The sequence below is a fragment of the Oxalobacter vibrioformis genome, assembly GCF_027118995.1.
Taxonomy (GTDB): Bacteria; Pseudomonadota; Gammaproteobacteria; order Burkholderiales; family Burkholderiaceae_D; genus Oxalobacter; species Oxalobacter vibrioformis.
The window spans coordinates 760,073-771,968 of record NZ_CP098242.1 but is presented as its reverse complement, the minus strand read 5'-3'; the positions used below and the strand labels follow the sequence as shown (position 1 = coordinate 771,968).

General features: G+C 53.6%; 10 protein-coding genes and 1 pseudogene. All 11 read left to right on the top strand.

What is annotated here, in order from left to right; genetic code table 11:
- Window positions 1-3: 3 nt before the first annotated feature.
- The 11 genes and pseudogenes from NB640_RS03865 to nagZ all read left to right on the top strand — a co-directional run bounded on the left by NB640_RS03865 (window position 4) and on the right by nagZ (window position 11,896).
- Entirely contained in the window at window positions 4-1,245 is a 1,242-nt protein-coding gene (locus NB640_RS03865) for a cystathionine gamma-synthase family protein (protein ID WP_269309849.1), read from the top strand.
- A 31-nt stretch (window positions 1,246-1,276) separates the two neighbouring features.
- Window positions 1,277-1,831 carry a transcription elongation factor GreB gene (gene greB / locus NB640_RS03860; RefSeq protein ID WP_269309848.1) on the top strand — a complete coding sequence of 185 codons (555 nt, stop codon included), beginning with the start codon at window positions 1,277-1,279 and terminating at the stop codon, window positions 1,829-1,831.
- A 73-nt stretch (window positions 1,832-1,904) separates the two neighbouring features.
- Window positions 1,905-4,130: a YgiQ family radical SAM protein gene (locus NB640_RS03855; RefSeq protein ID WP_408637939.1), complete on the top strand. Its 2,226-nt coding sequence runs from the start codon at window positions 1,905-1,907 to the stop codon at window positions 4,128-4,130.
- Between the two features lie 205 nt (window positions 4,131-4,335).
- Window positions 4,336-6,130 (top strand): annotated as a pseudogene (lepA, locus tag NB640_RS03850) (translation elongation factor 4).
- Window positions 6,127-7,038, top strand: a complete 912-nt coding sequence (lepB, locus tag NB640_RS03845; protein WP_269309847.1) for a signal peptidase I — start codon at window positions 6,127-6,129, stop codon at window positions 7,036-7,038. The pseudogene lepA and the gene lepB overlap by 4 nt, the downstream one beginning before the upstream one ends.
- 52 nt (window positions 7,039-7,090) lie before the next feature.
- Window positions 7,091-7,864 carry a ribonuclease III gene (gene rnc / locus NB640_RS03840; RefSeq protein WP_332880229.1) on the top strand — a complete coding sequence of 258 codons (774 nt, stop codon included), beginning with the start codon at window positions 7,091-7,093 and terminating at the stop codon, window positions 7,862-7,864.
- A gap of 33 nt (window positions 7,865-7,897) precedes the next feature.
- A complete protein-coding gene (gene era / locus NB640_RS03835) occupies window positions 7,898-8,797 on the top strand; it encodes a GTPase Era (protein WP_269309845.1) in 900 nt (299 codons plus the stop codon).
- A 59-nt stretch (window positions 8,798-8,856) separates the two neighbouring features.
- The gene (gene recO, locus NB640_RS03830) at window positions 8,857-9,627 is read left to right on the top strand and encodes a DNA repair protein RecO (RefSeq protein ID WP_269309843.1); all 771 of its coding nucleotides are present in this window, start codon (window positions 8,857-8,859) and stop codon (window positions 9,625-9,627) included.
- A gap of 10 nt (window positions 9,628-9,637) precedes the next feature.
- Window positions 9,638-10,402: a pyridoxine 5'-phosphate synthase gene (gene pdxJ, locus NB640_RS03825; protein WP_269309842.1), complete on the top strand. Its 765-nt coding sequence runs from the start codon at window positions 9,638-9,640 to the stop codon at window positions 10,400-10,402.
- A gap of 15 nt (window positions 10,403-10,417) precedes the next feature.
- The gene (gene acpS / locus NB640_RS03820) at window positions 10,418-10,831 is read left to right on the top strand and encodes a holo-ACP synthase (RefSeq protein ID WP_269309841.1); all 414 of its coding nucleotides are present in this window, start codon (window positions 10,418-10,420) and stop codon (window positions 10,829-10,831) included.
- A gap of 9 nt (window positions 10,832-10,840) precedes the next feature.
- Complete coding sequence (nagZ, locus tag NB640_RS03815) at window positions 10,841-11,896, top strand: beta-N-acetylhexosaminidase (protein ID WP_269309840.1); 1,056 nt, start codon at window positions 10,841-10,843, stop codon at window positions 11,894-11,896.

Below are 11,896 nucleotides of genomic sequence, written 5' to 3'. Positions count from 1 at the left end.
ATCATGTCTGCTGAAAAAAAATACGGATTCACCACATCCGTGCTGCATAGCGACCGCAGCAAACCCATTGAACACGGTTCACTCCATCGCCCGGTACACACCTCGGCCACCTTTTCCTATGCAAGTGCGTCAGAGCTTGCCGCTGTTTTCCAGGGAAAACAGCCGGGTTACCGTTATGCGAGACAGGGCAACCCCACGGTTGGCGCGCTGGAAGACAAAATCAACCGGATGGAAGACGGTGTGGCAACCACCTGCTTTTCCAGTGGTATGGCAGCTATCGGTTCCCTTTTCCAGGCGCTGCTGAAAGCCGGTGATCATGTGGTTTCTTCCGTATTCCTTTTCGGGAATACCCGTTACCAGTGGAATACGATAGCCGGGTTGGGCGTGGACGTGGATTTTGTGGATGCCACGGACGTCAGCCAGGTTGAAAAAGCATTGCGTCCCACTACCCGCATTGTATTTGTTGAAACGATTGCCAATCCGCGCACCCAGATTGCCGATCTGGAAAAAATCGGCAGGCTCTGCCAGGAAAAAGGCATTCTTCTGGCAGTGGACAATACGATGACTTCGCCCTGGCTTTTCAGGCCCAAAAGCATTGGTGCGGCACTTTCCATCAATTCCCTCACCAAATTTATCGGGGGACACGGCAATGCCATGGGGGGGAGTGTTACCGACACCGGTGTTTTTGACTGGGCTCGTTATCCCAATATTGCCGAGGGCTTCAAAAAACTCCCCGCTTCCCAGCGCGGCAATGCCCAGATTCGCGCCAAAGCGTTGCGCGATTTTGGTGCCTGTCTCGGGCCGGAAAGTGCGCACCATATTGCTGTGGGCGCCGAGACACTGGCATTGCGCATGGAACGGAGTTGTGCCAATGCACTGGCGCTGGCAAAAATGCTGGAAACAGAAAAGGCGGTGACAGCGGTTTACTATCCCGGATTGTCATCCCATCCCCAGCATGACCTCGCCTCGAGACTGTTTAGCGGATTTGGCGGCATGCTGAGTTTTGAGATTGATGAAAAAGTGGACCTGTTTGCCTGTCTGAATCGCCTGAAAATCGGAATTTTCGCCAGCAATCTGGGAGATACCCGGACACTGGTCAACCCGGTGGCACATACGATTTATTATGATATGAGCGATGCGGCGAAAAAGGAGCAGGGCATTGCCAGCTCGCTTGTCCGCGTCTCGGTTGGTATAGAAGACACGCAGGATATTCTGGATGACTTCCACCAGGCGCTTTCTTTTTAGAAAGTGATGGTGACGCAGGGAACATGAGGCGATGAGCAAAGCTTTTGTCAGGGAAACGGATGCGGATGATGATGAAGGGCCAGAGCTTCCTTCGTTGCCGGCTGGCTTCAAAAATTACATTACGCCTGCAGGCCTGAAAGCATTAAAGGACGAATTACTTCTCCTGATTGATGATGAGCGTCCTGAAGTCGTGAAGGTGGTCTCATGGGCCGCATCCAATGGCGACCGTTCAGAAAACGGGGATTATATTTACGGAAAACGCCGCCTGCGGGAAATTGACCGCCGTATCCGGTTCCTGATCAAACGGATTGAATCGGCAGAGGAATTTGATCCCAGCATCCATTATGGCAATGACCAGATTTTTTTTGGTGCGACCGTTACCTATGAGCGGGAAAACGGCGAGGAAAATACCGTGACAATTGTCGGGGTGGATGAGATTGATCCCCTGCAGGGAATGATCAGCTGGATTTCACCCGTTGCCCGTACCCTGACAAAGGCACGGGAAGGCGATACGGTCACACTGCTTACCCCGGCCGGGACAGAAGATCTGGTGATCCTGGAAGTTTCCTACCCCGAATCCGCCTGAGTTTTTCCGCCTCAGTGATAACTATGGCCCCTCGTTTCGACTTCGGGGCACGTGATCCGATACAATCATCCTGATGAACCAGCCACAGCATATTTTTTCTTATGTTCCCCGCCAGGTCCGGCGGGCGGAAAAAGCGCCATTTCTTCCTATGACAAGAGAGGAAATGGAGGTGCTCGGCTGGGATGCCTGTGATGTCATCCTCGTTACAGGCGACGCCTATGTCGATCATCCCAGCTTCGGCATGGCGATCATCGGCCGTTTTCTGGAAGCCCAGGGCTTTCGCGTCGGTATTATCAGCCAGCCGGACTGGCGTTCTGCCGAGGCATTTCGTGCACTCGGCCGGCCAAGGCTCTATTTTGGCATCACGGCCGGTAATATGGATTCCATGGTCAACCGGTATACGGCCGAGCGAAAAATCCGCTCTGATGATGCCTATACCCCGGGAGGCATGGCAGGCAGGCGGCCTGATCGTGCTGTACTGGTTTATTCCCAGCGTGCCAGGGAGGCCTATCCGGGCACGACTATCGTTATCGGTTCCATCGAAGCCAGTTTGCGCCGGGTGGCGCATTATGATTACTGGTCTGACACGGTCCGACGGTCCGTCCTGCCGGACTCCAAAGCCGACATCCTGCTTTACGGCAATGCCGAGCGGGCACTGGCAGAGCTGACACACCGCCTGGCGGCGGGCGAGAAAGTCGAGGACATCCGTGATCTGAGGGGAACCGCCTTTATGGTGCCCCGTGGCTGGAAACCGGCAGATGACTGGCTGGAAGTGGATTCAACACGGATCGATACACCAGGTAAGGTCGAGCAGCACAAAAACCCTTACGTGAGTGACCAGGACAGTGCTCCTTGCAGTGCTGACGAGGAAAAACCGGCAGGAGAAAAAGTCATCAACCTGCCGAATCGTGCAGATAAAATTGCGGCGCGGCTGAAACAGAATGCCCAAACGACGGTTCGTCTGCCGGCATTTGAAGCGGTAAAGGATGATCCCGTCCTGTATGCCCATGCCTCGCGCGTCATGCATCTGGAGTCCAATCCGGGTAATGCCCGTGCGCTGGTGCAGGCGCATGCAGACCGCGACGTGTGGTTGAATCCGCCGCCTTTACCGCTGTCGATGGAGGAAATGGATGGGGTTTATGGCCTGCCCTTTGCGCGTGCGCCCCACCCGTCCTATGACGGGCTGCGTATTCCGGCCTGGGAAATGATCCGTTTTTCGGTCAACATCATGCGGGGCTGTTTTGGTGGCTGTACGTTCTGTTCCATTACCGAGCATGAAGGCCGGGTTATCCAGAGCCGTTCCGAGCCATCCATCCTGCGGGAAATCGAGGAAATACGCGACCATACGGAAGGGTTTACCGGCATTATTTCCGACCTGGGTGGACCCAGTGCCAACATGTACCGCATGAACTGCCGGGATGACAATGTCCAGCGCCTGTGCCGCCGGCTCTCCTGTGTCTATCCCAGCATCTGTGTCAATCTCGATACGGATCACAGCAAGTTGATTTCCCTTTACCGCAAGGCAAGGGAGTTACCGGGCATCAAAAGAATTTTTATCGGCTCCGGATTGCGATACGACCTGGCTGTCCGTTCACCGGAATATATTCGTGAACTGGCAGCGCACCACGTCGGGGGATTGCTGAAAATCGCGCCGGAGCATACGGAAGAAAATGTACTCTCCAAGATGATGAAGCCCGGGATTGGCGCCTACGAGGAATTCAGGCGGATGTTTGAGCGGTTTTCACGGGAGGCGGGCAAAGAGCAGTATCTGGTGCCTTACTTTATCGCTGCCCATCCTGGCACAACCGATGAGGATATGCTGAACCTGGCTTTGTGGCTCAAGAAAAACAATTTCCGTCTTGACCAGGTTCAGACCTTCATGCCCACGCCGCTGGCGATAGCAACAACCATGTATCACAGCCGGAAAAATCCGCTGCAAAAAATCACAAAAGATGCCGAACCGGTTGAAACGGTCAGAAAAGGGCCGGTGCGCCGCCTTCACAAGGCCTTTTTACGGTACCACGATCCGGATAACTGGCAGCTGTTAAGGGAGTGGCTGCGCCGTAACGGACGCGCTGATCTGATCGGCAACGCACCGCACCACCTCGTACCAGCCTGGAAATCGGCGCCGGTAAGCCGGCATCAGTCACAAAAAGGACAAAGGGATAAACAGGCTGCTACAAGCCGTGCCGGGGGACAGGCAAAACCTGCTGCTTCCCCTGGTAACGCCAAGGCAGGAAAATTTGCTGCAGGAAGTCGCCAGCGCAAGGGCGTTCCGACCCGTTCCGGGCGAAAATAGCGGGACAGGCGACTGTTTTTGCATTATCATGAATTTAAAACAAAAAACGAACAGACAGCATCCGAAAAAAATGTGATAACGCCATGTTTTTTTGGTGAAATCCAGTAAAATGTGGGTTATATCGTAGTCATCATAAAAATGATAAGAACAACCGGATTCTTCCCCTGAAAGGGAGAAGAGTCCCTTATGTCATTCTGGGAAGTCAATGAACAATATCCGTAATTTTTCCATTATTGCTCATATCGATCACGGCAAGTCGACGCTTGCCGATCGTATTATCCAGATGTGCGGGGGACTTTCCGATCGTGAAATGGCAGAACAGGTACTGGACTCCATGGATCTTGAACGCGAGCGGGGCATTACCATCAAGGCACAGACGGCAGCCTTGTCTTACAAGGCAAGAGACGGGCAGGTGTATAACCTGAATCTGATCGATACGCCGGGACACGTTGATTTCAGCTATGAAGTCAGCCGATCCCTTTCGGCCTGTGAAGGCGCGCTTCTCGTCGTGGATGCCTCGCAGGGTGTTGAAGCGCAAACCGTCGCCAACTGCTATACAGCCCTTGATCTGGATGTGGAAGTACTGCCGGTCCTGAACAAGATCGATCTTCCTTCGGCTGACCCGGACAATGCGCGCTCAGAAATCGAAGATGTGATCGGTCTTGATGCTTCCGAAGCCATACTCTGCTCAGCCAAGACCGGGCAGGGTATCGAGGATATTCTTGAAGAGCTGATTGCCAAGGTGCCGGTACCTGAAGGAGACCCGAATGCCCCCTTGCAGGCGCTGGTTATCGACTCCTGGTTTGACAACTATGTCGGTGTGGTCATGCTGGTGCGCATCAAAAATGGCGTTGTCCGCCCGAAAGACAGAATCCAGCTGATGGCGACAGGATCACAGCACCAGGTGGAAAGCCTGGGGGTATTTGCGCCCCGCTCTCAGAACCGCGAACTGCTGTCAGCCGGTCAGGTTGGCTTCATCATTGCAGGTATCAAGGAACTCAAGTCCGCGCAGGTGGGCGATACGATTACACTGGTATCCAAACCGGCTGACAAGCCACTGCCGGGTTTCAAGGAAGTACAACCGCAGGTGTTTGCCGGACTGTTTCCTGTCGAGGCCAACCAGTATGACGCGTTGCGCGATTCACTGGAAAAACTGAAACTCAATGACGCATCGCTCCAGTATGAGCCGGAAGTTTCCCAGGCGCTGGGTTTCGGATTCCGTTGCGGGTTCCTTGGCCTTTTGCACATGGAGATTGTCCAGGAACGGCTGGAACGCGAATTCGACATGGATCTCATTACAACTGCACCAACGGTTGTTTATGAGGTGGTGATGAAAAACGGGACACTCATCCAGGTGGATAACCCGTCCAAGATGCCGGAGCCTGCCACCATACAGGAAGTACGCGAGCCGATAGTCACGGTCAATGTCTATGTGCCGCAGGAGTATGTCGGCCCGATGATGACGCTGTGCAACCAGAAGCGTGGACTCCAGATGGACATGCACTATCACGGCAAGCAGGTCAGGCTCGTGTATGAAATGCCCATGGCCGAGATCGTGCTGGATTTCTTTGATCGCATGAAGTCCCTTTCGCGCGGCTATGCCTCCATGGAATATGAGTTCAAGGAATATCGTCCATCAGATGTGGTCAAGGTCGATATGCTGATTAACGGAGAAAGAGTGGATGCACTGGCCATTATCGTGCATCGCACCAATGCGCAGTTCCGCGGGCGGGCCGTTGCGGCAAAAATGCGGCAGCTGATTCCGCGGCAGATGTTTGACGTGGCCATCCAGGCAGCTATTGGCTCCACGATCATTTCGCGCGAAAATGTGAAGGCATTAAGGAAAAAATGTGCTTGCCAAATGTTATGGCGGCGACATTACACGTAAACGTAAACTGCTGGAAAAACAGAAAGCGGGTAAGAAACGCATGAAACAGGTTGGATCGGTAGAGGTACCTCAGGAGGCATTTCTCGCAATATTACAAGTGGACGATAAATGAGTTTTCAGACCATCCTGAGTAATTTTGCACTAATCCTTTTTGTTTTAATGATCGGCACAGGAATCATCTGGTTCCTGGATGTCTTTCACCTCTCAAAGAAACGCCGTCAGGCGGCAGACCTTGCCTTGGCTGCATGGGATGCCCGACAGGAGAAGCTGCGCGCTGAAGGCATTCAGCCCGATGAAAACGGCCGCGAGGCACTGAAGGAAAAACTCCTCAAGCAGCCCATATGGATCGAGTATTCCGGCAGCTTTTTTCCGGTCATTGCCGTTGTCTTCTTTTTGCGCTCCTTCATGTATGAGCCATTCAAGATCCCGTCGAGTTCCATGCTGCCCACGCTGGAAATTGGTGACCTGATCCTGGTAAACAAATACACCTATGGCATCCGCCTTCCGATCATCAATAAAAAAGCGATCAGCATCAATGATCCGCAGCGAGGGGACATGGTGGTCTTCAAGTACCCCAGAGACCCTTCCCTTGACTATATCAAGCGCGTCATTGGTGTGGGGGGAGACAAGGTGGTGTACCGCAACAAACAGCTGACGGTTAACGGAGAAATTGCCCAATACCAGCCGATGCCGGATTACCTTGATACAGAGCGGCTCAGCTACTCCAGGCAGTTTCTGGAAAAAATCGGCCCAATGGAACACCGCATACTGAACGATGACAATGCCCCTTCCTATGTGCCCAATCCGGACCCCTTCCTGCACCGGAGCATGTGCTCGTACAACACAGACGGGTTTGCCTGTACCGTTCCCCAGGGATACTACTTCATGATGGGCGACAACCGGGATAACAGCCTGGACAGCCGTTACTGGGGATTTGTGCCGGATGACTACATTGTCGGCAAGGCATTTTTTGTCTGGATGAATCTGGGCAATGTGAAGCGGATCGGATCGGTGAACTGAAAGCAGGGACAGAATGATCATGTTGCTTGATATCAGGATGAGATAGGCGGTCATGGAAAAACTGGAATTGCTGCAAAAGCGGATCGGCCATGTTTTCAGGGACGAGACGCTCTTAAAAACGGCGCTGACACATCGCAGCTACAGCAGTCAGCATAATGAGCGCCTGGAGTTTTTAGGCGACTCTATCCTGAACTGCGTGATTGCCATCCTGCTGTACGAAAGATATGTCGATCTCGATGAAGGCAACCTCTCACGTCTGCGCTCCAATCTGGTCAGGCAGCAGGCACTCTTTGATGTGGCCCAGAATATCGAAGTCTCTGCTTTTCTGAGACTCGGAGAAGGCGAACTGAAAGCAGGTGGTTTTAACCGCCCCTCCATTCTGGCAGATACCATGGAAGCGCTTTTTGGTGCGGTTTTTCTGGACGCCGGATTTGATACCGTGCAGCAGGTCATCCGGACGCTTTTCCTCCCGCTTCTGGACACGATTGATCTCAAGACCTTTGGCAAGGATGCCAAGACCCAGTTGCAGGAATATCTGCAGGGTCGACGGATGGCGCTGCCGGAATACCATGTGGTTGCGACCCATGGTGCTGCGCATAATCAGGAGTTTGATGTGGAATGCGTCATTCCCAGGCTGGATATCCACGTGTTCGGTTCCGGAAGCAGCCGCCGGGCAGGGGAACAGGAAGCCGCCAAACAGGCGCTGGAATTGATAAAATTGATGCAGGATGGGGAAACTGTACCGGTATCCAAAAACAAAAAACGGGAGGCGCAGATGAAACTTGCCGGTATTGCTACCATACAGGAAAATGAAGCAGCTGATTAAGAATCGACCCCTATGCGAAAGTGAGGCCGGCAGATGACAGACAAAACAGGTTCAGATTTTCGTTGTGGCTATGTTGCGATAGTCGGGCGGCCCAATGTCGGAAAATCCACACTGATGAACGAGCTGATCGGCGCTAAGGTCAGTATCACGTCACGCAAGGCGCAGACGACACGGCACCGGATCATGGGGATTCAGACGGATGACGATGCCCAGTACATCTATATCGATACACCGGGTTTTCAGACACGCCATAACAATGCCCTGAACAAAAACCTCAACAAGACGGTCAGCAATACACTGCAGTCTGCGGATGTGATTTTGTTCCTGATAGAGGCGGGCACTTTTGGCCCGGCAGATGAGCAGGTATTGAACCTGATTCCCGACGATGTACCGGCCATTCTGGTTATCAACAAAACCGACCGGGTCAAGGATAAGACGAGCCTTTTTTCCTTTGCCCAAAACGTGACCAGCAGGCACAAATTTGCCGCTGTCCTGCCGGTTTCTGCCCGCAAGCGTTTCCAGTTGTCCCAACTGGAAGAAGAAATACGGAATCACCTGCCGGAAAGCGAACCGATATTTGAAGCCGATGATGTTACGGATCGCAGTGAACGTTTTATGGCGGCGGAAATTGTCCGCGAAAAAATATTCCGCTTTTGTGGCGACGAATTGCCCTACACCAGTACCGTCGTGATTGAACAGTTTGAAAAAAAGGACAGGCTTCGGCGGGTGTTTGCCGCCATACTGGTCGAGCGCACTGCGCATAAGGCCATGATGATCGGGCACAAGGGCGAACGACTGAAGGAAATGTCATCCGAGGCCAGGCAGGACATGGAAAAAATGTTTGGCGTACCGGTCTATCTGGAAATCTGGGTCAAGGTAAAATCCGGCTGGGCGGATAATGAAGCCGGCTTGCGGGCTTACGGTTACGAATGAGCCGGCCGGCACTTACCCGCGAAGGAAACCCCGCCGTCTCTCTCCCGTCGGCCGATAACATGACAGATACCCCCACCGATTTACCCCGTCAGCCCGCCGTTCGAAAGCGGGCATCACCTGAGTTGCGTATTCAGGAGCAGCCGGGATTTGTTCTCCACAGCTATATGTACAAGGAGAGCAGCCTGATTGTGGATGTTTTTTCACGGGATCACGGGCGGGTGGCGCTGGTTGCAAAAGGTGCAAAAAGACCCCAGTCCCGCCTGCGTGGCGTCCTGCAGACATTCCAGCCGCTTTCACTTAACTGGAGCGGCCGTTCTGAATTGCGCAACCTGATATCTGCGGAATGGGTGGGCGGCATGGTGCCGCTGGAAAGCTCGGTTCTGCTTTACGGTTTTTATCTGAATGAACTGCTGTTGAAACTGACCGCAAGGGAAGATCCGCATCCGGGTCTTTTTGACCATTACGTGACGACACTGACACGGCTGGGCAATACCGAGTCCGCACAGATTGTACTGCGACAGTTTGAGCTGGCGATCCTGAAGGAAACCGGTGTTGCCGCCGATCTTTCTGTCAGTGTCCAAGATGGAAAAAAGGTGGACCCGGAAGAAATCTACGTGGTGGACCCGGAAGGAGGGCCAAGACCTGCGCGGATGAGTGATATTGCGCCGCGGGTTTCCGGCAAAACCCTGCTGGACATGACAAACGAGGATTATTCTGACCCCATGACGCAAAACCAAAGCAAGCTGTTGATGCGTGCCCTGTTGGCACATCACCTGAATGGCGCGCAGATACAGACCCGGCAGATACTGATTGACCTGATGCAGCTATAAAGACACAAAAATGACAGATTCCAAAAATACGACAGATCCTCTCATTGAGCTGGGCGTCAATATTGACCATGTAGCCACCCTGCGCAATGCCAGGGGAACCGTGTATCCCGATCCCGTTCGTGCGGCGTTGCTGGCAGAAGAAGCTGGCGCTGATGGCATTACCCTTCATCTGAGAGAAGATCGCCGCCATATCAGGGATACGGATGTCAGAGCCATCCGCCCCTTACTGAAAACCCGCATGAATCTTGAATCGGCCATCACCACGGAAATGATAGATTTCTCCTGCGAAGTCAAACCGCAGGATGTCTGCCTGGTGCCCGAGCGGCGTGAAGAACTGACAACCGAGGGCGGCCTGGATGTCGTGCGGTATTTTGACCTGATCAAAAAAGCGGTGCACCAGTTGCAGGCAGAAGGCATCCGCGTCAGCCTTTTCATTGATCCGGAAAAAGAGCAGATCCTGGCAGCAAAAGAAGCCGGTGCGCCCGTCATTGAGCTTCATACCGGCACCTACGCCGAAGCAGAAGCTGAAAAAGATATCCGGCACGAACTGGAGCGGATCAGAGCCGGTGTGGCAGAAGGCGTGCGTGCCGGACTGAAGGTGAATGCCGGGCATGGCCTGCACTATACCAATGTCCAGGCGATAGCCGCCATTGCCGATATCGCCGAACTGAATATCGGCCATGCCATTGTCGCGCATGCCATCTTTGTCGGCTGGGAAAAAGCGGTTCATGAAATGAAGACAATCATGGTCATGTCCCGCCTTTCCGCATCCTGATCGGGAGATGGTTTGATGATTTACGGTATCGGTACCGACATTCTGCAGATTTCCCGCCTGAAGGCGGCGCTGGGGCGCAGGGGTGACCGCCTGGCGGAAAAAATCCTGGGACCGGAAGAAATGAAACGGTACCAGCACCGAAAAGCCAGAGTCGAGGTGCGTGGCCTGCGGTATCTGGCCACCCGTTTTGCTGCCAAGGAAGCTTTTTCCAAGGCCATCGGGTTGGGCATGCGTATGCCCATGACATGGCGTGCCATGCAGACATTGAATGCGCCGAGTGGCAAGCCCATTGTCGTCACCAGCGGCAAGCTCAAGGAGCACATGGAAAAGCACCGTCTGACCGCACAGGTCTCCATTACTGATGAAACCGATTATGCTGTTGCCTTCGTTATCGTTGAGCAGCAGGAAACCACTGAAACCCAGGATTGAGAAATCACCATGAAAACTGCACAAAACGCCACGAAAAAACCTGGCCCTGTCATGCTGGATGTTGTCGGCCTTACCTTGAATGAAGAAGATATCCGCCGCATACGTCACCCGCTGACAGGCGGTGTCATCCTGTTTGCACGCAATTACACCGACAGGGCACAACTCGTGGCACTGACAAAAGCCATCCGCGCCGTACGGGATGATGTGCTGATTGCTGTTGACCATGAAGGCGGGCGTGTACAGCGTTTTCGCGACGGTGGCTTTACCCACCTGCCAGCCATGCGGCGTCTGGGCGAATTATGGGATGAAAATCCATCCATCGCCTGCAAGACCGCGACAGCAACAGGCTATGTGCTGGCCACAGAATTGCGTGCCTGCGGCGTGGACATGTCGTTCACCCCGGTGCTTGATCTGGACTATGGCGAATCGGGTGTCATCGGAAATCGTGCTTTTCACAGCGAGCCGCGTGTGGTTGCCAAGCTCGCACAAAGCCTTAATTACGGTCTGGCAATGGCGGGAATGGCCAATTGTGGCAAACACTTCCCGGGGCATGGCTTTGTAAAGGAAGATTCACATCATGAAGTACCGATCGACAGCCGCAGTCTGGAAGAAATCATGGAAAAAGATGCCGCTCCCTATTTCTGGATGGGTATCGGGCTTGCCGGTGTCATGCCTGCCCATATCATCTATCCGCAGGTTGATCCCAATCCAGCGGGATTTTCGGCAAAATGGCTGACCATTCTTCGTGAAGAGCTCGAGTTCGACGGCGTCATATTCAGCGATGACCTGAGCATGGAAGGTGCCCGTGTGGCTGGTAGTACCGTTGATGGTGCGAAAGCCGCGCTCGCTGCCGGCTGCGATATGGTGCTGATCTGCAATTCACCCGACAAGGCCGATAAAATCCTTACAGGGCTTGAGTACCTCGAAAATGATGCCACTCGCCAGTCCCGCGAGCGCCTGATCCGTCTTTTCCCGGAAAAAGCTGCACTCGGCTGGGATGCGCTGCACCAGGAAGCGCAATACCGGCATGCCCTGGAAGCCGTATCGGCACTTATGCAAAGCTGA